The 20289-nt window shown below is 40.2% G+C and carries 16 protein-coding genes; 10 read left to right on the forward strand and 6 right to left on the reverse strand.

Annotation, left to right across the window (positions count from 1 at the left end; all coding sequences use genetic code 11):
• Nucleotides 1–24: 24 nt before the first annotated feature.
• Nucleotides 25–867: a CPBP family intramembrane glutamic endopeptidase gene (locus tag DI060_RS08300; RefSeq protein WP_108975579.1), complete on the forward strand. Its 843-nt coding sequence runs from the start codon at nucleotides 25–27 to the stop codon at nucleotides 865–867.
• Here DI060_RS08300 and DI060_RS08305 read toward each other — a convergent pair.
• Complete coding sequence (locus DI060_RS08305; RefSeq protein ID WP_108975770.1) at nucleotides 864–2723, reverse strand: patatin-like phospholipase family protein; 1860 nt, start codon at nucleotides 2721–2723, stop codon at nucleotides 864–866. The two genes, DI060_RS08300 and DI060_RS08305, sit on opposite strands and share 4 nt — an antisense overlap.
• 182 nt (nucleotides 2724–2905) lie before the next feature.
• Here DI060_RS08305 and DI060_RS08310 point away from each other — a divergent pair, with 182 nt between their 5' ends.
• A complete protein-coding gene (locus DI060_RS08310; RefSeq protein ID WP_108975581.1) occupies nucleotides 2906–3964 on the forward strand; it encodes an SMP-30/gluconolactonase/LRE family protein in 1059 nt (352 codons plus the stop codon).
• Between the two features lie 13 nt (nucleotides 3965–3977).
• Here the strand turns inward: DI060_RS08310 and DI060_RS08315 are convergent, their stop codons facing one another.
• Nucleotides 3978–7712, reverse strand: a complete 3735-nt coding sequence (locus DI060_RS08315) for a LamG-like jellyroll fold domain-containing protein (protein ID WP_108975582.1) — start codon at nucleotides 7710–7712, stop codon at nucleotides 3978–3980.
• Between the two features lie 291 nt (nucleotides 7713–8003).
• Here DI060_RS08315 and DI060_RS08320 point away from each other — a divergent pair, with 291 nt between their 5' ends.
• Entirely contained in the window at nucleotides 8004–9194 is a 1191-nt protein-coding gene (locus tag DI060_RS08320; protein WP_108975584.1) for a hypothetical protein, read from the forward strand.
• A gap of 300 nt (nucleotides 9195–9494) precedes the next feature.
• On the opposite strand, the gene DI060_RS08330 is transcribed toward DI060_RS08320, so the two are convergent.
• On the reverse strand, nucleotides 9495–10070 hold the full coding sequence (locus DI060_RS08330; protein ID WP_108975589.1) for a phage tail protein: 576 nt from the start codon (nucleotides 10068–10070) through the stop codon (nucleotides 9495–9497).
• Nucleotides 10071–10251: 181 nt separating this feature from the next.
• Between DI060_RS08330 and DI060_RS08335 the strand changes: the two genes are divergently transcribed.
• A complete protein-coding gene (locus DI060_RS08335; protein WP_108975591.1) occupies nucleotides 10252–10785 on the forward strand; it encodes a TetR family transcriptional regulator in 534 nt (177 codons plus the stop codon).
• Between the two features lie 110 nt (nucleotides 10786–10895).
• The gene (locus DI060_RS08340; protein WP_108975592.1) at nucleotides 10896–11330 is read left to right on the forward strand and encodes a hypothetical protein; all 435 of its coding nucleotides are present in this window, start codon (nucleotides 10896–10898) and stop codon (nucleotides 11328–11330) included.
• A 24-nt stretch (nucleotides 11331–11354) separates the two neighbouring features.
• On the opposite strand, the gene DI060_RS08345 is transcribed toward DI060_RS08340, so the two are convergent.
• Nucleotides 11355–11804 carry a MarR family winged helix-turn-helix transcriptional regulator gene (locus DI060_RS08345; RefSeq protein ID WP_108975594.1) on the reverse strand — a complete coding sequence of 150 codons (450 nt, stop codon included), beginning with the start codon at nucleotides 11802–11804 and terminating at the stop codon, nucleotides 11355–11357.
• Nucleotides 11805–12028: 224 nt separating this feature from the next.
• Between DI060_RS08345 and DI060_RS08350 the strand changes: the two genes are divergently transcribed.
• The gene (locus tag DI060_RS08350; protein WP_108975596.1) at nucleotides 12029–12622 is read left to right on the forward strand and encodes a hypothetical protein; all 594 of its coding nucleotides are present in this window, start codon (nucleotides 12029–12031) and stop codon (nucleotides 12620–12622) included.
• 96 nt (nucleotides 12623–12718) lie between these two features.
• Here DI060_RS08350 and DI060_RS08355 read toward each other — a convergent pair whose 3' ends face one another.
• The gene (locus DI060_RS08355) at nucleotides 12719–12955 is read right to left on the reverse strand and encodes an Imm32 family immunity protein (protein ID WP_108975598.1); all 237 of its coding nucleotides are present in this window, start codon (nucleotides 12953–12955) and stop codon (nucleotides 12719–12721) included.
• A gap of 160 nt (nucleotides 12956–13115) precedes the next feature.
• Here DI060_RS08355 and DI060_RS08360 point away from each other — a divergent pair, with 160 nt between their 5' ends.
• Nucleotides 13116–15770 (forward strand): phosphoenolpyruvate carboxylase, encoded by a 2655-nt coding sequence (locus DI060_RS08360; RefSeq protein ID WP_167836946.1) that lies wholly within the window; start codon nucleotides 13116–13118, stop codon nucleotides 15768–15770.
• Between the two features lie 56 nt (nucleotides 15771–15826).
• On the opposite strand, the gene DI060_RS08365 is transcribed toward DI060_RS08360, so the two are convergent.
• A complete protein-coding gene (locus DI060_RS08365) occupies nucleotides 15827–17083 on the reverse strand; it encodes a sensor histidine kinase (protein WP_108975602.1) in 1257 nt (418 codons plus the stop codon).
• 246 nt (nucleotides 17084–17329) lie between these two features.
• On the opposite strand from DI060_RS08365, the gene DI060_RS08375 reads away from it, so the two are divergent.
• The 3 genes from DI060_RS08375 to DI060_RS19055 all read left to right on the forward strand — a co-directional run.
• Nucleotides 17330–18373, forward strand: coding sequence for a DUF1554 domain-containing protein (locus DI060_RS08375; protein WP_108975606.1), 1044 nt, complete (start codon nucleotides 17330–17332; stop codon nucleotides 18371–18373).
• A 133-nt stretch (nucleotides 18374–18506) separates the two neighbouring features.
• Nucleotides 18507–19979 carry a DUF1565 domain-containing protein gene (locus tag DI060_RS08380; protein WP_244594320.1) on the forward strand — a complete coding sequence of 491 codons (1473 nt, stop codon included), beginning with the start codon at nucleotides 18507–18509 and terminating at the stop codon, nucleotides 19977–19979.
• The coding region (locus DI060_RS19055) for a hypothetical protein (RefSeq protein WP_209452002.1) at nucleotides 19976–20289 on the forward strand (314 nt) is incomplete at its 3' end. The genes DI060_RS08380 and DI060_RS19055, both read left to right, overlap by 4 nt.

A 20289-nucleotide genomic window follows, 5' to 3' on the forward strand; every position in this document is an offset into this window, starting at 1 on the left:
ATATAAAATTTGGGAACCACAAGGATGAACATCTACCGAAAATTCAGTCATTTCTTTTTATTTGGAATAGCTCTTAGCCTACTTTTAAGTGCTATCTTGTATGGAATGCAGATGTATTTCATCTCACTGCATTCTGGCGAAGGTTTGAAACCGTTTACGTTTTCAAAGATCTTATCAAGGACAGCTACTATCGTACTCTTTGTTTCCATGGTTTGGTTTCGGAAACGGGTGGATCAAAAATCAATCATATCTTTAGGTCTATCTAATTTTTCACAAAACAAGCATTATCTTATGAAAGGATTTTTGGCAGGCATTGTTTCTCTTTCTTTGGTTGTCATTGTCCAACTTTTGGTAGGAGCCTCCACTTGGAATCCCAAAGCTTGGGGCACATTTGAGACAATCAAATTTGTGTATATTTTGTTCGTTGTCCTTTTGATCGGTCTAGTGGAAGAACTTTTTTTCCGTGGTTTTCTCCTACAAGCCTGGATCAATGAGTTGGGAACAAAGAAAGGTGCTTTGTATACCAGTCTATTTTTTTCACTCACACATTTCATTCGTCCGATCCATGACCCGCTTCTTCTGATACCAGAGTTTATCGGCTTATTTTTAGTAGGCTATGCGCTCTCTCTTGCCTTTATCTATACAAAATCATTATATCTACCAATTGGGATTCATGCTGGCTGGGTTTTCGTTGCAAAGATGGAGTCACAATTTGTGGATCGAATCCCGTATGAAATGCACTGGGTTTTTGGTGGAGAAAGACTTGTTACTAGCGCGATCGCTTGGGTATTTATGGCTCTCTTTTTACTATTCCTAAAAAAATCGTACGATGTGAACCAAAATAAAATGAATTGGTCTCTATATTAAAATGATTTTGATACGCTCTGTCTATCCCTTGCAAATTCGGATATAGGCACAATCGATTCAGTATATCCTAAATCGATTAGGTCAGAAAATGCGGACCAGTCTAAGATTCCAAATGATTGAGTAGGAATCTTCAAATAGACTTGTGCTGCATTTTCTGTTAGGTGAATTCTCTCTCGGCTAGATGACAAAAAGGAACGAATGATAATTTCACCTATAGGAGGGAATTGAGGTGAGAAACTGAGATTTTTTTGAATATAATTAAAAATGGGCAAGATTGGATTACTCAGTACTCCTTGTACTGGAGATTTGAGGTAATCTCTGATTTCTTTGTCTTGTTTAGGATCAAAATCACCAAACACGTCTACGGCGATCAAAACTCCGGCTCCCGCTTCCAATATGGGCAAACCAGGCACATTGTCCAAAACCCCGCCATCCACAAGAATTGCCTCCCCTTCCAAAAAAGGAGGAATAATTCCAGGGATCGAAGTACTCGCTCGAACCGCCTTCCACAAACTACCTTCTCGAAGGATCACTTTCTCACCAGTACTCAAATCGCAGGCAATTGCTTGGAATGGAATCCAAAGGTCCTCAATTTGTATATCACCAAAGAATTGCCGGATCGCGTCCGTATACTTTCCTCCAGTTGTCAAGGATAGTACTGGAATCGTATATTCGTTTAACAAGTCTTTGTCTACCCAGATTTTTTTTGTTGCCTCGCTTGCCTCCTTCATCCGCAAACCCATTGCAAATAAAGCAGCAAAAATTGAACCAGCACTTGTCCCCGCTACCATATCGATAGGAAGTTTGTTTTCTTCGATGGATTTCCAAACTCCTAAGTGAGCAAAACCCTTCGCTCCACCTCCGCCTAGAGCTAAGCCGATCGACTTTCCCAAGATGCCTCTTGTTAGACGATCTAAACTATCAGGCCGATCTAAGTGTACATGAAAGAACCGCTCGTATTTTGAATCTTCTAAATGTTTTTGCGTTCCTGGTAACACCTTATCTGAATTAGGTTGTAGTAAAACCAGATAACTTGGTCTCATAATCTTTTGATTGGAGAAATACAAATTCTCCAATCGAATGCAATGTTTGCCTGCCTCAGCAGGTTTTACAAAAAGGAAAACATCCCCTTGCCGAATAGCTCGTTCTATCCATTCTTGGTTTTGGTCGGAGTCTTTGATCAAATAAATGATGGTATCATATTCTGATTCCAATCGTGCCAGAAGTCGAATCATCTCTGATTCTCTTTCTGTTTTCTCTAGATGGCTTAATCCCCCAAATCGGTTTAGGTAAAAACTTTCGTCGACAAAACAAAAACTTCCCTCTCTGAGTAAGGACAATCCCCACCTGTGCATAAGACTCGAGATCTTATCCTGATCTAAAGCAGATAAAAGAGTAAAGACCCTCGGTTTTTGGACCTTTTGTATGTTTGAATCATTGGCATGGGCCAATCTTTTTGCTATGACTTGGGTTAAACTTAAGAGTGCTTCTGGGTATTTGGAAAATATTTCTCTGGCACGAAGCTCTGGAATACGAATCAGTTCTGAATCACGAATTGCCCTTACCGTTGCAGAACGTTTCTCTCCAGTAAACAGACTCAATTCACCGATTAAATCTTGTCTGGTAAACTCACCCATTTTTAGGCTCTCACCAGAAATAGCCTTTTTATCATATCTGAGCTTTCCAGCGAGCAGGATAAAGAGGTCATTACCATCCGAACCTTCTTCAAATAAAATATCACCTGCTTGTAGTTGTTCTCTCTGCATACAATGAACAAATTCTCTCAAGGCAGTGCGAGGGATGTTTCGGAAGAGTTCAATTAACGTCAGTTTATTTGCGAAAGAAGTTTTGCTCATGTATACTTTGGACTGATAATCGAAGCATACTATAGAAAGGTTCTTAAGGGAAGAATGATTTTTTGAAATGTTCGGTTTTATTTTTCCGGACTTACCTTTGGGAAATCCAGCTAGATAATGGCTTGCATTCCGAATGTATATCGGTAATCTCTTTGCATTACGACTGTAAGGAAAAGTCAATTATGCCCGAGCCCTCAAAACAGTTTCTATTTTTCCTTTTCATATGCCTTTCTTCTTTTCAATGCAAAAGTATCGACTCACTTCCCTATGAACCAATGAGTAAACCAGAACCAGTTGGTGTCTATGAAGTGAATGAGCTACTCACAAAATCAGATCTTCTAGCACAAGGCAAAGTTGCTGGTCTTGAATCTTTAGACATTGACGACAAAGGCAATGTGTATGGTGGTGACAGAGAGGGGAATATCATCCAGATCTCTCCGAAAGGAGACATCAAGGTCTTAGCCAACACGGGCGGACGGCCCCTAGGTGTTCAATTCGATTCCAAAAAAAACCTAATCATTGCAGATGCATTTAAAGGTTTGTTATCGCTTTCACCAAATGGGGACTTGCGAACCTTAGTGGATGCCTACCAAGGAGTTCCTTTTCAATTTACAGACGACTTGGACATTGCAAAAGATGGAAAGATCTATTTTAGTGATGCAAGTGTCTATAAACAAACTGAGTATCTTTATGACCTATTAGAATCTCGTCCTTATGGAAAGGTTTATGTTTATGATCCAAAAACTCAGTCTACAAACTTAATAGCGGACAATTTATACTTTGCAAATGGAATCGCACTTAGTCAAAAAGAAGATTTTCTCCTGGTAAATGAAACCTATCGATACCGTATTACAAGGATATGGTTGTCTGGATCCAAAAAAGGCCAAAGAGATATCTTTATCGATAACTTACCAGGTTTTCCCGATAACATCACTAGAAATGAAAAAGGAGAGTTTTGGCTTGCACTTTTTACAGTTCGTAACGATCGTATGGACAGAATGCACCCTTCTCCCTGGAAAAAGAATGCAACAGCCAAACTTCCTAAGTTCCTTTGGCCGAAACCGCAAGCCTACGGATATTGTCTTCTTTTGGATGCAAATGGAAAACCAAAACTCTCTCTTCAAGATCCAAAAGGAAATCACCTTAAGGAAATTACGAGTGTAATTGAAGTAAAAGGGAAATTGTATTTAGGCAGCCTCTACTCTGATCGAATCGGAATCTACGACTTGCAAGGGAAATAGAAATAAATCGTTGTTAGTAGGGGCAAAGATTCCCAATTCGAATTTTATATTTTCGACTGAGATAACAACGAACCAAATCTGCATCCGAAGTACTGAGTGCAGAATTAAAGTAAATAATTTCTGAAAGTATCCCATCAAAGTGATCGTTCGGGCCAATCCGACTTCCGACAAATATCCCATCTACGCCAGAAGGTGGGATAAAATTTAGATTTGATGTGATTGTCGCTCCTACAGGACCATTTACATCCCAATAAAATGGATTTGTAATCGCCGTTATATGATCATAGGACATGGTGAAGATTCTTTGTGTCATTGGGCTAAAACCAACATCACTGATAGCGGCACAGGCTGCGGCTAATTTGATTACGGAAAACCTAGACGTAGCTGAACAAGGGAAAGCTCCTGCATCATCAAATAAAAATGATTTCCCTCCAGGAATTGGGCCTGTTGAAAGTACTGTTTGTGCACCTAATAGAGAATTTCTATAATTTACAACGAACATTGTAAAAGAATCCGTATTCAATCCAAAATATGTTCCTGAAATATTTCGCAAGTTATGCGAAGATGCAGAATTGAAAATGACTCCTGGAGTATTGTTGATCGCGATGGCACTCCAAGTAGGCCTTTGGCCAGCTAAAGGTTGGCTCACTGAATTGCCTCCAGTACTTGTTGCAGTGGTGTTGTTTGGGCTATTGTCAAACCATGCTGTGACAGGGCTTGCAGTGATGGAATCTGCTTGCAAGTGCATCTGCAAACCGGCTACTTGAAGAGGATGGGGTCCACTCAAGGCTTGGATCTCACTGGCTGACAAAACGCGGTTGTAAATCCGAATGTCATCTAAACTTCCAGAAAAGAATTCACCTGCATCCATTCTCCTGCCAACGCGGAGAGTAGCAGAGGCTGCGGTTGCCCAGGTAATCCCTGTTGTACTTCGTAAGGAGCCATTGAAATAAATTTGAGAGTTAGCTCCGTCATAAGTACCACAGATGTGGACCCACCTTCCCAAAAGATAGAAATGGTCCGTTGTTTGGTCGGTAACATAGCCATAGTGCAAGATGGAAGAGTTCCCCAAGGCTAGACCATTACCTTGGCCATTTACTGCGGCACCAAAACTCACGAGATTTACAGGAGAGCTAGTACTCCTCACCCAAACACAGGTTGTGCGATTGTTATTTCCCGTTGGAACTCGATTTGGATTTGCCTTTTCCATATAATCTAAGTTTGAATTAAAAATATAAGCGGAGTTAGGAAGACCATTACGATCTGTAGCCAAAGAGGGTGTTCCCATAATCGTAAGATCGTTTCCATTTCCACTTACATCATTTGTATTTCCATTGAACGGGAAATAGGCGATAAGACCAGTTGGGACTTGTATGGCTAATTTTTGGATGGCATTTGTATCAAGAGTGCCGTTGAAGATACGTACATCAGAAACCTTCCCTGAGAAAAAAGACAATGCTCCCGCACCTCCCGCGATTTGGAAAACAGATGTAGGTGCATTTGTTGCAGCGTTAAAGATAATATTCTCCGACAATCCGTTTACATAGATTTGCCAATTGTCAGCATTATTGGTAACAGTTACATGAGTCCATTGGTTTAAGGGAATAGGCCGAATGCCTATACCGCTTGGCACACTATTTACATACAAATAAAGTAGGCGCGTGGTCCCTTGGAGTATCAGCGTAAAACCATCCGTTGCCTGTGTTCCATTGGAGAAAATGACTTGGTCCGTACTACCTCCCCTTGGAAAGATCCAGGCTGAGATAGTAAACTTTTTGTTATTACCCATCCCTAAGGACTGACCATTGTAGGTAACGTTCGAGGTGGCTCGTATGTTTTGTGTACTCCCGTCAAATTCATAGGCAGCACTCGCGGTTCCATTTTCATCAGCGACTAAATTTGGCCCTCCGTTCAAAAGGCCATGGTTGTTTGAGACACTATCATTGCTATTCCCATCGAAGGTATAGCGAAGAATTTCTGCATTTTCAATCCTTCGAATGGCATGGTTGTTTTCTTCCGAAATGTACATATTGTACCCATCACTCAATAGATAAGCAGGTCTTTGCATGGCCGCATTAAGCCCTGCATTGTCTGAATATCCAATGATACCACCAACAAGCGTGCTTACCTTAGTATCTGAAAGTCGAACATGCCTGATTAAGTAGGTTGTATATTCTGAGAATATTAAATTTGTCCCATCGGTCGCGAGAGAAAATGGTGCGTCCAAAAAGGCTTTGGTTCCAACATCATCCTTGCTTCCTGGAGTTGACTGTCCTGCTATCGTGGTCACTGGATTTGCGCCCAAAAGAGAAATTCTTCGGATGCGGTGGTTCCCTAAATCGGAAATGTATAGAAAATTTCCTAGTCCAACGATGCCTACAGGATTATTAAAGATTGCTGCAGAAGCATTTGCATCTAAGTAACCTGCAACCCCTGTTCCTGCAAAGGTACTGACAGCACCAGTTACTGGATTTACAGATCGTATCCTATGGTTGTAACGATCTACGACATACAACATACCTTGGTGCATTGTAATCGAATGAGGATTGAGAAAGGAGGCCAAGAGTCCATTTGTATTATCACTAAAGCCTGAAGACCCATCTCCTGCAAGAGTAGTCACTTGGGCTGTTGTTAGATTGATCCTACGGATGCGATTTCCCAAAAGTTCTAAAACATACAATGATGTTCCATCTGTTGTCAATGCAAAGGGACGATAGAACTGGGCTGCTAAACCAGTGCCATCTAAACAATTGGTAGTGACCGTGCCAGGACAAGTTGTACCGCCTGCAACAGAGGCACCCCCAGCAAAGCTTGTAGTTTCACCTGTTGTTCTGTTGATCCGACGGATCAAATCATTGTCATAGTCTGCTACATAAATATAGGTTCCATCCCCGGCCATGCCTTTGGGGTTATTAAAGCGAACCAAATTTGCACTTGTATTATTTGCATTTCCGAAAGTAGGTCCTGTTCCTCCTGCATTGGCAGGGTAATCTCCAACCATTGTCCTTAAAAAAAGATTGGGAGTGTCTACATTTGGGAAGAGATCGACAGTTGCAAGAGGGATGATCGTACCACCAGTCAAATAACCAGGTACACATCGTACTGTAACTGTGATATTTGTCGTACCTACTATTCCTTGGCTACTCGAAGGTTCTAAAAATGCACAAACTGTTCCCGCTGTCTGGGAAGAGATCGTTACCAGATAAGAATCACCAGTCTTTAAAGGAGTATTAAATTTTGAAAGTGTATCTGAAACAATCGTTATTGTATCTGTTGCATTGTTTTGAAATGTCACCGGTCCGCCAGTTCCCGTGATGCTCACTCCTACTTGGTAATAGCCATCTGCTAATCCACATTCTACCTTAACATCTGTTATGTTCGATGATTGAACTGTTCCCTTTTCGTTGGAAAGATTGCATTTTAAAGCAGAAGAACTAGAAAGAGTTAGCTTTACCTCATATTGAGTTCCCGATCGTAAAAGGTTGGGAAATGTAAAATTACCATCTTTGTTTACCACCAAAGTATCGTTCCCAGAACTCAATGTAACAGAGGAATTTGAGATGAGACCCGACACCGATCCCCCAATGCTAAATTCCCCATTATTTTGGCCAGAGCGGTTCAGAAACCGCAAAATACTCAAAAACTCAAAAGCATTACGTGATAAATCTGGTAGGTTACACGAGAATATGACTAAGGCCAAAGAAACAAGAGCCGTTCTCATAAATAGCTTTGCACGAAGATTGGACATTTTGTAGGTACCAGAGTCTCCCGATTCTTTAAACTGAAACGATATTAGGCGGTAAGATTAAATGAAATAAGTCCTGCCGCTTTTCAAAAACACTATCAAAAAAAACAATCTTGGTTGTAGCGGAAATGTATTCATATTCAATCATTTCACCGCAAATCTTTCCGAACGACATCATACGGTTTTTTCCAATTTTCCCTTTGAGCAAAAAATAAACATTGAGAACATAGGATAGGCACTTATTCTATAAGTGATTCTACGAATGTCAATTTTTTATCGAAACAGGAGTCCAGCATGCAAAGCAATTCTCTTTCTCGTCTACCAATTTGGCTTTGGGCCTCTATGATTGTTTTGGCTCTGGTCTGTCTTTTGACTCTACCTTCCCAGGCAAAAGCCCTTTATTTCTTAACGGAAGGAAATCTTTCCTCTGCCCAACTCCTTCCAGCGGAAGAACAGGAAAGGTTTGCACTTTGCCAAGGTTTTCCCTGTGATTATACCCATAAAGTGGTATGGGACCAAGGCGTACATTTTGTAGAGGACGCAGAGTTTACTTATTTGCAATCGCTACAGATTGTCACAAAGAAAGTTGAAGAAGTAGAGATTTTATTGTACTATACTCATTTTTTATATATAGGTTTTATTCTGGATATTCTACTATTTTTTTTCGTAGTCTACCTATTCTTTTCCCAAAACAGAAAAAAGAAATCACCTAGTGAGGCAAATTTAACGAGAGAAAAGATAGATTTGGAACCTCTGCCTTCTTTTGTTCCAGTCTTTTTTCTAGGTTTATCTCAACTTCTACTTACAATTTTCGTAAATTATACTATTTTAATGCTTTTTAGAGACTTCTTTCATCCATTTTTTCTACAATTTGTTCTCTCAATATGCATTGCCTATTTTGGGTATCGGATATCTAAGAAAAGACTTGGAATGCTTATCTGTGGGGTATTTACTATCTTAATCGGTGCAACCTCGCAAGATATTGCAATTGCAAAAGAACTATGGAATGCAGAGTCACAGAAATCGATTGTAAAAGAGTTAGGTGAGGGAACACTGTATCTACAACATACATATGTAGGCATCCAGAGAAATTTCCAAACGGGGAGTCGAAGCTCAAAAGTCTCCTACTCCTATGAGTGGATTGCACCATTCATTGAGAATCAGAATGGAAAAGAGAGGGTCTATTGGGTCCGAATTCCAAAAGCGTTCATGGAGAATCCCAAGGCAAAAGGTACTTTTTTTGAAACTTGGCAAAAAAAGAAAGTGCTTCTTCTTTTAAAAGATACAGAAACCAGAAAGGCCGCCTTACAGAATGCTTACTCTTCTCTACCAGCTGAATTTCCAAAAGTATCGCAGGTTTGGGAGACTTCTCAATCTACCGAAGACGCAAAATGGCATCTCCTAAAGCAAGCATTTGGATTTCCACTTCTCTTAATGCTTGTTTGGGTTTTGTTAAGTTTAATGCGGATGTATTTGGGGAGGTGAGAAAGAGATTAACGCAAGCAATCAATTCGCAAAAGAACAATCTTCGTCAAACTTGCCAGAATCAAAAATACAAAAGTTAAAGTTGATACCTAAAATTCTGCAATTCCGAAATCTTTGGGCAACACATATCAGGATTTGTGTTTCATAGTAATCTTTGGAAGTCGTGTCATACGCATTTCCAAAGTCAAGTTTGCAAGAGAAAGAGAATCCAAACAAAAGACAAAGAAGCAAAGTGGAACGGATTCCCAGAAAGAAAAAGGATTTATTGCCAACAAGCGTCCCTTTGACTTTCGTAATCATTTAATTCTTTCTCATGCAGTAGGTTAAGGAAACATTTTTGGGACGCGTTTCATTGGCCGTGCGAGGTGTTCCATTTGTACCATCCGTGATTGCGTTTCTGACTCTTTGCGGCGCTCCTAAAGATGCGACGGTAGAATCATTGTTACCAGGTCGTGAAGTTCCAAGATCGTAAAGATTTGTAGAATCGACAAAGAAGTCATGCCAATGCCCCTGGAAGGCATCTGCCTGGACATCTCCAATGGCTCTCGCACCTGTTGGGTCATTGCCAGCGGCTCCTGTACCCACATTGTCCCGCCCCCGAACAAACCTCCCCCGAAGGTCAGGTGTTCCATTGCTTCCGTCGGCAGGAGCCCAACCTTCCGGGCACTCATTCAAATAAAAAGCAATGACGGCACCCTCGGGAGCTGCAATCAAAAAGTTTCGGTTGATAGCTGAAGAACTTAGAGTATCACCAGGACTAAAGACTTTCATTGCTGCTGCCGCCGCAAAGAGGCTTGTCGTCATTAACCCTACAGCAAGACCTGCTCCTCTGATGAGACCAATTTTAAAATTAGTAGTTATACTGACTTCACCCATAGGACCACTCGCTTAAAAAAACTAGCGTTTGAAGACAACTAGACATACTCATTGATTTATACAAACCTTATTCAAGAATTCTTTGAATTTAAAAGAAAAAACAAAGTCCCCAATCTCCAATTGTACAGGTAAATTTAAAAATGATATAGATAAGATTAGGTAGTTAGGAAACAAGATTGATATGAAAGAAACTAGCTTAGCATGGCTTGCCGCGGCGTATAAAATATTTGCCTTGGAAGGTAAAAGTGGACTCAAGATTGAAAGATTGGCTCGCCTTGTGGGACTCAGTAAGTCAAGTTTTTACCACCATTTTGTTGATTTCGATTTCTTTTTTGAAATGCTTCTAGCCTACCATGAAGAAAGGATCCTCCAACTTCTCGAAGCTGAAAAGATGTGTGAGCGACTAGTTCCGGATTTTATTGACCTTTGTTTGGAAAGAAAGGATGATCTTTTTTTCCACCAAAAAGTACGGACACTTCGTTCGGATACAAAGATAGATTCTCTTTTAAAGAGAATGGATACACAAGTAATGCATGTATTTTTATCGATTTGGTCCAAAGAAATCAAAGGGAAATGGAGTCTAGACCAATTGCAATCTTTGTATCCTTTGGCTTCCGAATATTTTTTTTCCAACCTCACCGAAGATAGTTTTCAGAAAGAATCGTTATCAGAGTTATTCCAAAAATTATTATCCTTATCCGATCAATTTACTTAAATGTTTGGACGCAACCGTCCACACATTTTACAAACTTTGCCTATGGAAAAACGGAGATTCACTTTCCGATTCAGAGATAACTCCCAAAACAGGTGCAAGGAGATCTAAACATGGAAATATTTCACAAACGATACATTCAATTTTCGGGTGCTGTTATCGCATTCTTCGGACCTGTTTTTTCTACTGGCACACGAGAAGAGACAAAGTGGCCTGCACAAATTAGCCTTGATATCTTAAGTTGGCCCATTGACGGAAACATGGCGTATGCAAGCAATGATATCCATTTTCTATCGGCTCTTACGGGCGGTTTCTTATTTGGTTGGGGGATGACTCTCTTCTTTTTGGGGACCTTTGTCTACAAACTGGCACCAGATGCAGTCAGAAAATCTGTATTGTATGGCTTACTATCTTGGTTTTGCCTGGATAGTTTTGGCTCCTACATCTCCGGAAACGCTTCCAATGTTTACTTCAATATAGTCGTCTTATTGGTATTAGTTGGGCCACTTTGGAGGCCTGCTTCTCTCAGCGGAGATAAGAGGCAATAAATCGAAATGATTCAAGAAGTAGAATCATTTCGGAAGGGAGCGAAGAAGTCTATCCACGAATTCACAAAACACCTCTAGCTCCTTATCGTGAAATTGTTGGGAAAACATGTCAACGATCGGATCCAAGGCTTCTATGGAATCAAAGGGGACCTCTAATTCCGCTTTTTCCGTGAGTTGGATCCAGGTGGACCTTCGGTCATTGGGGTCGGCATGCCTCTGGACAAGGCCATCCTTCTCCAAACCATCCACTAGAATGGTCACATTTGTGGCGCTGACATCCATAGCCTTTCCTAGTTCACTCATCTTTTTAGGGCCTTCATGTTTCAATTTGCACAATAGATGGTGCCTAGCAGGTGTGACTCCGGTTGCCTTCATCAAGTGTGCAATCCACTTGCCGTATTTGGGCCCAAATTCTGCCAATTTTTGAAGCAAAAGTTCCGCCTGCTTTCGATTTTTTTTCTTAGAAACTGGCAAATCCCTGTCCTCGCACCAAAAAAAATTCCCCTCAGCATATACTAAAGTACTTGAATTTCAAGTATATGGTTTTTTATGTTGATATTAAAGGTATTGAATATCAGTACCATTAATTTAAACTATACTTTTAAACTAGGAGAACAGATGAGGCAAGCAAGTCTTTTTTAAGAAAACAAACAGGGATTCAAGGATCAATTTTAATTATGAACGTAAGGAAACAATATATGAAACAATTCAAACTATCTATCATTTTTATATTAGGATTTATGCATTTGCCTCTTTTGGCAGACTCTATCGAATTTCCAAAAGAGGAAAGTTGTGTAGCCTATCGTACCAGCAAACGTCTGTTTTTGGTTCAGGAGCAGACTGTAGTTGGACTCAACTGTAAAATCCAGACAAAAATAGAAAAATCCACCGAAGGTTTTTCCTTCGAAGGTACTTTTCCGATTTCAGGATTCGATAGCAAGGAACCCTCTCGTGATGAACATGTCCGTGAACTACTTGAAGAAAAAGACCAAAGTAGTTTGGTTTTTGTGTCCGATCCAATCTCACAAATTGATTGGAACAAAAAAAAGGGAACTAGTTTTGAATTGAGTGGAAAACTTAGAAAGGGGAACAAGGACTTTAAACTGAATTTTCGAATCAAACGAGAGATTTTCCAAGGAAAGGCAGTTTGGACAGGGTCAGTGAAAACAAAATTTACTAACTTGGGCATGGAACCACCTTCCGTTGCGCTAGGAGCTGTTGCTAAGGTTCGAGATGATTTGGAACTTTTATTCCACTTTCAAGAGTCTCAGATCAAAGGGTTTCCAAACTAAACAATCCTTATGAGACGTACGTGTCGCTTATGAGCTTTTGGTTCAAAATCGACCAAATATTAATCTTATTCTATCTGTGTGGATGGTTTCACTTCTTCAAGGACTCCATCCATACAATATGACATGGTCAACTAACTTCCCTTCTGAGGATTGAGGTTCGCTGTCCAATTCTTCACCTCCCCAGTTTGCAGACATTAGGTGTTCATGATGCCTTCCATTTTGTTCTGCGAGATAAGCAAGCTCTCTGAGAAGGGAGGCAAGCCAACGTAACCTATCTGGACTCCCATGGATGGTTACCGTATCAAAATCAGGATTCAATTCAACTGTGAGCATAGTCTGAAATTCTTAAATCTACCATTTCAGAAAGCAATTCGAATTTATGGGATTACGACAAGAGCACTTTCAGTCTCGACTCTCGATCTCCAGAACTGTAGACAAATTTTACTTGCTAGTTTGGAATACTTTGTTTCTGTTTTGCATTGGCTCAATAGAAATGAACAAAAAAATTCATGATGATCTTTTATTTCTCCTCGATTGTTTTGCAGAAGTCTTACATGAAATCGGCGAAGGTGACTTAGTTGCCTATCTTCCAAAGAAAGACTTTCGACCTGTAGAAACGCATCCCTATCCTCAACCCGATTCCGTTGTCGAGTTATTGAGCATTTGCTTTCAGCTTTTGAATATGGTGGAAGAAAATGCAGCCGCAATGTATAGGAGAGGTGCCGAGACCAATACGGGTTTGGATTCAATCCCTGGTCTTTGGGGAGAAATGTTTAAAAAAACTAGAGAATATGGAGTGAGCCAAAATCAGATTCTAAATCTCCTTCCTACGATAGAATGTGAACCTGTTTTGACTGCCCACCCAACAGAAGCGAAGCGTGCCTCAGTCCTTGGCATACATAGAGAGTTGTATCTACTTCTCGTTAAAAATGAAAATTCGATTTGGAGTACTTGGGAAAAAAAATTAATTCGGAAAGAAATAAAATCAGCTTTGGAACGCCTTTGGAGGACAGGCGAGATTTACCTTGAGAAACCAGATATTGCCCATGAAAGGTCTAATGTGGCCTTCTATTTATCACAAATCTTTCCAGAGGTTTTGACCGTTTTAGATGATCGTTTTCGGCAGGCTTGGGTTGAGTATGGAGGGCAATCAGAAATTCTTTTGAAACCAGAACTATGGCCAAAGATTTGTTTTGGAAATTGGGTGGGAGGAGATCGCGATGGGCATCCCTTTGTCACTTCAGACTTTACCTTAGAAACCTTACATGCATTCAAAAGCCTTGCTATGGAAATTCATAAAACATATCTTATGCGAGCATTACGTGCGCTTTCTTTGTCAGATAGAATGCAAACCTGTCCAAGTACAATTTTAACATCCTTAGAAAATTGGTACCAACAAGATACCGAATTGAAGGAAAAAGTTCTAAAAAGAAATCCAAATGAACCCTGGCGTCAATTTTGCCATTGCCTACTTTTGTTTTTAGAGAAAGGGATTTCAATAAGTGAGTATAAAAAGCAACTTAGAGTTCTAAGAGAATCGTTATTGTCCATCCAAGCAGATTTACTTGTGGAACGATTTGTATTCCCTCTTGAAAGATTGGCACAAACATTCGGCTTCCATTTGGCAAAAACAGATATCAGGCAAAACTCTGAGATGTATGCGATAGCATTAGAGCAAATTTTAGAGTGTATAGGTTCCAAGGATTTTTCCTATAGAAAGTGGTCAGAATCGTCAAAGTTAGAGTTCTTACTTGCGGAGTTGAATAACCCACGACCATTTTTATTGCCCTCCCAGCAGATGATGGAAGCATCACAAAAAGTTTTAGATACATTCCGTACGATCCAAACATTCATACAAAAAAATGGGAAGGAAGCGGTTGGAAGTTTTATTGTCAGTATGACGGAAAATGTGTCCGATTTACTATTAGTCTATTTATTTTGCAAGGAGACTGGCATACTTGAAAAGGATAACATGGGTGAACTATTTAATCCATTTCAAGTGGTGCCATTGTTCGAAACGATTGAAGATTTGAAAAGAGCACCTCTGATCATGGATACTTATCTTTCTTTTCCGATAGTCCAGAGGTCTTATCGAGGCCAAAGCATTCAGATTATGTTAGGATATAGTGACTCAAATAAAGATGGAGGTATATTTGCCAGCCAGTGGAATTTATATAATGCCGAGTTGCAACTAACAGCAATAGCCAACAAACATAATGTAAAATTTAAATTTTTCCATGGGCGTGGCGGAACAATCTCGAGAGGTGGGGGAAAAACACATAAGTTTCTTGATGCTTTGCCTCATGGAACATTGTCAGGAGATATCAGAACTACCGTACAAGGAGAATCCATTGCGCAACAATTTGCAAACAAATTGAATGCGGTCTATAACCTTGAATTGTTGTTAGCAACGACAACAAAAGTAACCCTTCGACACAAATACCGGGAACGAAAGCCTCATCCTGCAGCTCCTATTCTTGACAGTTTAGCCAATCTCACCAAACAAAGGTATCAAGAACTCCTTCATACAGAAGGTTTTATGGAGTTTTTCTCTCAGGCTACACCTATCGATGCCATTGAAAATTCAAAAATAGGATCTAGACCCTCTCGTAGAACTGGGAAAAGAAGTTTAAAAGATTTAAGAGCCATCCCTTGGGTATTTAGCTGGTCTCAGTCTCGGTTCTTTTTGCCAAATTGGTATGGATTTGGGGGGGCTCTTGAATATTTATTTCAAAACCAAGCCAAAGACTATGAAATCTTAAAAAATGAAATTCCTGAATGGCATTTTCTCAAATTTTTAATTCGAAATATAGAAACTGGTGTTTATTCCTCATCGGAGCGCGTGTATTTTATGTATGCGGGACTCGTGGAAGAACAAAAGATAAGGGACAGATTTCTTTCTATGATCCAAAAAGAAAGAGAACTTACAATTTTCCATTTAAATGCACTTCGTGGCAAACCTTTAGAAGAGTCTAGACCCGCGATGGTTGAAACTTTACTGTTGAGAGAATCATCGCTCGAAACATTACACAAATTGCAGGTAGACGCTTTGGATACATGGAGAAAGAATCCAGATGTTCCCAAACATTTAGAAAGCGTATTACTTACGGTGAATGCGATCGCAAGTGGGCTTAGAACAACAGGATAGTTAGATGGAAATCTTTAGCAGATTCATTAGAAAATTTAAAAACAAGTACTGCTTTCTTATCGAATCGTGAAAGTAAATCTATTGATTGAAGGCAAGGATGAATAGGTTAAAATACCTCCTATCCGATCTGCCAAAGATTTGCATAGAAAGAGACCCACACCAGATCCATTTCTTGAGTCAAGAGCACGTTCAAATAGAACGCTTTGGATCTCGGCGGGTATAGGCTCACCAGGACTGTCAATGGTCCATTCGACTCCTTCTTGGGATTCCTTGATTCTTACAGAAATGATGCTAGCAACATCAGAATATTTATGAGCATTGTCTAAAAGATTTTTGAGTATGATATTGATTTCACCATTGTACTTTGATAATGAGATTTGCGGTTTGACTTGCTCATACTGAAAGTTGAGAATCTGTTGTTTGGTTTGCCATTTGTATTGCATACCATCAAGAATGGCTTGTGTAAAAAAAATGGGTGAAATAGGTTCTGAGTCAATATGGCTTGATTCAGATTTTTTTTTCACATCGCTAAGGATGTTATCAATCGTAACCCGCAAGTCTTGGATCCGATTCTTCATAGTATCCACAATTCTTTTAAAGTCTTGTTTGGAAAGATCCTCCGCCTCATATAATTCAATCATTTGGCCAAGATTGTTGACAGGACTTCTAACATCATGTGCCAAAACACGCAAAAGAGTTTCATTCTTTTGTTTTTCAGAATTTGCAAATTCTAATTGCTCTTGGAGTTGTTGCCTGCTTCCCATCAATTGCAAATTCAACATTTTATAAAAATCAAGGACGATGGTGACTACCATAGAAAGAAAGATTGATACTGCAACGAAGGTAAATAAATGGTCCTGGAATTGGTCAATGGGGCTTTCATACTCGGCCACGATCAAATTGTTTTTATCGGAACCATAAAAGAGGAGCCCTGTCACCACAACTAAAGTTAAAAAGATATAAAACCAGCGCCATTTTTTAGAAAGCAAAATAGGATATGTAACGAAGAGCGTCAATACTCCATAGAATGTAGGGCCGTCACTTCCCTGGTTCCCGAGATAATTGATCACAAAAAATACCAACATGGGTATGTTTACGAAATGGGTGTATTTTTCTTGGAATCCTTTCCTTTGGAGTATTCGGTAAGCCCATCCAAAAATGAGAATCACCGGTACCTTGATGCTTGCGATCAAATACAATTGCAGATACAGGTCATCTAAAATGATTAAGAAAATTAAAATTGCCGAGGCGATGAGAACTGCCCCAGCAACCTTTGATTGGAGCTTTTCCATATTAGAAATGGGATCTTTCATATGCTTCTCATCTGCTTGGAAGGAAATCTTCCTTTTTGCATTTATACAAGCTTTTTTATCTTGAGAAATTTAAAACGATACTCAAGTTCCCCTCTTATTAACTGCACAATGATTCTATCTTCCACTTGGCAACTTAGCTTTGAGAGCGGATTCCATTGACCTATGAAAAAAAAGAAGAGAAAAGATTCATGTATGAATCTGATTTGACTAAATCCATTGGATAGCGTAAGTTTACGAAAATTGAAAATGGATTTCAACCAAGCTACAAAGCTCATCTATTTACTTTGTATTTGCTCCTTGTTTCACTTCCATTGTTCCGATCCTGGCCTCTCCAATGCCTGTGACCCAAGTTCCTCTCTCTATATACAGACTATGCTGGCCAAGGGCCTCATAGGAGACATGTCACCTCCCTGTGTAAACGGGATAGCCAGACAAGGAAATACAAACAACCAAGAAGATTCTGTGCAAGGAATCCTTGTTTCCTCGTTTAGCAAAGGTTTTACGACTAAGAATTCAGGGACTGATACCTTTACGGTTCAACTGAGGAGAGCTCCAAAGGAGACTGTGACCATTCCTTTGGTTGCGTCCGTCTCTGGCCAAGTGACCATCTCGCCTAGTAGCCTCTCCTTTTCCCCTTCGAATTGGAACATTCCACAAACTGTTACTGTAACTGGCCTCGATGACTTAGCCGCTCTAGGAACATTTGTGAGCCTAGTGATCAATTTGGGTCCGAGTCAAAGCCAAGATTCTGGTTCCGCTTCTTTACTTGCCTCAACACAAACATTTGCCAATCGGGACTTTAGGCGTATCATCTTCTCCACAACAACTAACACACTCCAAGGAGGCGCATTAGGTGGTGTAACAGGGGCAGATTCTCTATGTAATTCAGATTCTGGAAAACCAGCAAACACTGGTATTTATCAGGCAATGATTGCCACTGGAAGCATTCGACGCGCATCAGTAACTGCTAATCTTGGTGATGGCCAAATTGACTGGGTCTTTCTTCCTAACCAACTCTATGTGCGACCGAGTGGCCTCACGGTTCTGACGACCAATGCAAATAGCATTTTTATATTTGGAACCTTGACTAATTCTATAGGAACAACAGGAGACCTTACTTGGACAGGATTGAATGCTGATTGGACAACAGCAGGTGGCTGTGGAGCAGATTGGAATAATACGAGCGTGTTTGGGAGATATGGCGTTGACAATGGAACTGGTTTAACTGTATTAAATGGAGGAAACATCATCTGTTCTAGCCAAGGCAGATTAGTTTGTGTTCAGCAGTGAAAAAACCAAAAATAAAGGATTAGAAAGGTCCAATTTCGAAAGGAAATGGAAAAAAATGGATGCTATTTTCTTTCATGGCGCATACAACTAACCTACCATCGCCATGGAAACCGACCAAAACGTACGAAAATGTTTGAAACAAAGATTGATTCTTCTATTGTTTCTTCTTTTGCAACATTGTATGTTTAATCCCATTGTCCGTGAGATTCTCAATCTAGATCCAAACAATGCGAAAGATGATATTTTGAATACTTTACTACTACTTGCTTTTGTAACAGACCGTTCGATTCCTACGGCAACGATTACGCCATCCACTGGAAATATCATACTATCCAATAGCACCATCCATGTCGTCTTCAGTAAAACTATGGATCCCAGTACTCTTTCGGCAACTCTTGGCAGTTCATTAAGTTCCACCTGGTCTCATACAAAAGTATTGAATGATACAGTCTCCCTGTCAGGCAATCTTCCTGTTGGTAAGATTACATTTCGTTTGGATGCGAAAGACACTTTTGGCCAAAGCATAACACAGATTAATGGGACTTACTTAGTTTTGAATTCGAATACGTCTATTTATTACGTAAGCACCTTGGGTAATGATTCAAATTCTGGAAATTTATCTTCGGCTCCGAAACAATCCATTCAATCCGCTATAAGTGGTGCCATACCCCCGGCAGCGATTTTCATTGCGGTAGGTGAGTATTCTGTAGATAGCGCTGTGCCGACAAGTATCAATTTAGTCGATAAGGTCTCCTTATATGGAGGGTATTCTCTGGATTTTTTATCTCGCAATCCAAACATTTATGTAAGTAAAATACAGGATGTATCAACAGGCGCAGTTGTTGACACGAGAACCATCAGAGCGGGCGCGACCATCACAAGATCAACAGTCATTGATGGCCTAAGCATTGTCGGTTCATCCAACCTCAATGCTAGCGGAAATTCTTTTGCAGTCCATTGTTTGAATGGTTCGCCAACCATTAGCAACAATCTCATTCAGGCAGGATCGGTGAGTTCCATTACCACGATTGGCATAATGGCGGATGCATCGTCTCCTGTCATATCCGACAACACAATCTTCGGAGGTAGATCCACAACCGAATATACCTTTGGTATTTTCCTCCAGAACGGAGCCTCAAGTGAGATTCAAAACAACACGATTGATGCAGGCATTGCAACAAATAACTCCGCTCATGGGATCTATACGGGTCCACAAGCAAATAACCCTACAATCGTTGGAAATATCATCTATGGAGGTAGTGGGAACATTTCGTTCGGATTGAATACCAGCCACCCTTCCAATATTACTCTAACAAGTAATTCAATTGATGGGGGTATCGGTAATACTTCCTATGCCATTTACCATGGAACTGGTGGAGGAAATGTAGGCTCCTACCAATCCAATTCGCTTTATACTTCTGGTGGAACCAATAGATATTGCCTCTTCGAAGCAGGGACTGGATCTAGTCCCCTCATTTTCAATCAAAATCGAATCTATAATTGTCCTACTGCCATATATTTTGACCAGGGAAGTGTCGCTATCAATTCAATTTCAACCATTAACGGCGGTACTACGAATGGAAGCTCCTATTCAGGGAACTATTGAATGATATTTCGGCTGTATTTTATTTTCAATTAAGAGCTTTGCCAAGGACAAGATTTGATTCTGAAACTTCCCCTAAAATAAAAAAGCCTCACATCTTTCGACGTAAGGCTTTCTTCTCTTCTAACAATTTATATACGACAGAGTATCAAATCTATGGGATGGCCAGTCGGAGCACAAGAGGCAAGAGACCTTGCCTCGACTGCGAGACTACAATTCGCGGGCGTGATGCAAAGCATCTAGCCGCGAAATTGTTCGGGGCCGACCACCAAACAGAACGTAAAGAAACAAACAATGCTATCGTGACATACAG

The organism is Leptospira ryugenii (assembly GCF_003114855.1).
GTDB lineage: Bacteria > Spirochaetota > Leptospiria > Leptospirales > Leptospiraceae > Leptospira_A > Leptospira_A ryugenii.

Coding starts and splice junctions, on each gene's coding strand:
- DI060_RS08335 (WP_108975591.1), top strand. CDS start 10,252: ATGAAAGAAACTAGCTTAGCATGGCTTGCCGCGGCGTATAAAATATTT.
- DI060_RS08310 (WP_108975581.1), top strand. CDS start 2,906: ATGCCCGAGCCCTCAAAACAGTTTCTATTTTTCCTTTTCATATGCCTT.
- DI060_RS08340 (WP_108975592.1), top strand. CDS start 10,896: ATGGAAATATTTCACAAACGATACATTCAATTTTCGGGTGCTGTTATC.
- DI060_RS08365 (WP_108975602.1), bottom strand. CDS start 17,083: ATGAAAGATCCCATTTCTAATATGGAAAAGCTCCAATCAAAGGTTGCT.
- DI060_RS08375 (WP_108975606.1), top strand. CDS start 17,330: ATGGATTTCAACCAAGCTACAAAGCTCATCTATTTACTTTGTATTTGC.
- DI060_RS08320 (WP_108975584.1), top strand. CDS start 8,004: ATGCAAAGCAATTCTCTTTCTCGTCTACCAATTTGGCTTTGGGCCTCT.
- DI060_RS08360 (WP_167836946.1), top strand. CDS start 13,116: ATGAACAAAAAAATTCATGATGATCTTTTATTTCTCCTCGATTGTTTT.
- DI060_RS08305 (WP_108975770.1), bottom strand. CDS start 2,723: ATGAGCAAAACTTCTTTCGCAAATAAACTGACGTTAATTGAACTCTTC.
- DI060_RS08315 (WP_108975582.1), bottom strand. CDS start 7,712: ATGTCCAATCTTCGTGCAAAGCTATTTATGAGAACGGCTCTTGTTTCT.
- DI060_RS08355 (WP_108975598.1), bottom strand. CDS start 12,955: ATGCTCACAGTTGAATTGAATCCTGATTTTGATACGGTAACCATCCAT.
- DI060_RS08300 (WP_108975579.1), top strand. CDS start 25: ATGAACATCTACCGAAAATTCAGTCATTTCTTTTTATTTGGAATAGCT.
- DI060_RS08350 (WP_108975596.1), top strand. CDS start 12,029: ATGAAACAATTCAAACTATCTATCATTTTTATATTAGGATTTATGCAT.
- DI060_RS08330 (WP_108975589.1), bottom strand. CDS start 10,070: ATGGGTGAAGTCAGTATAACTACTAATTTTAAAATTGGTCTCATCAGA.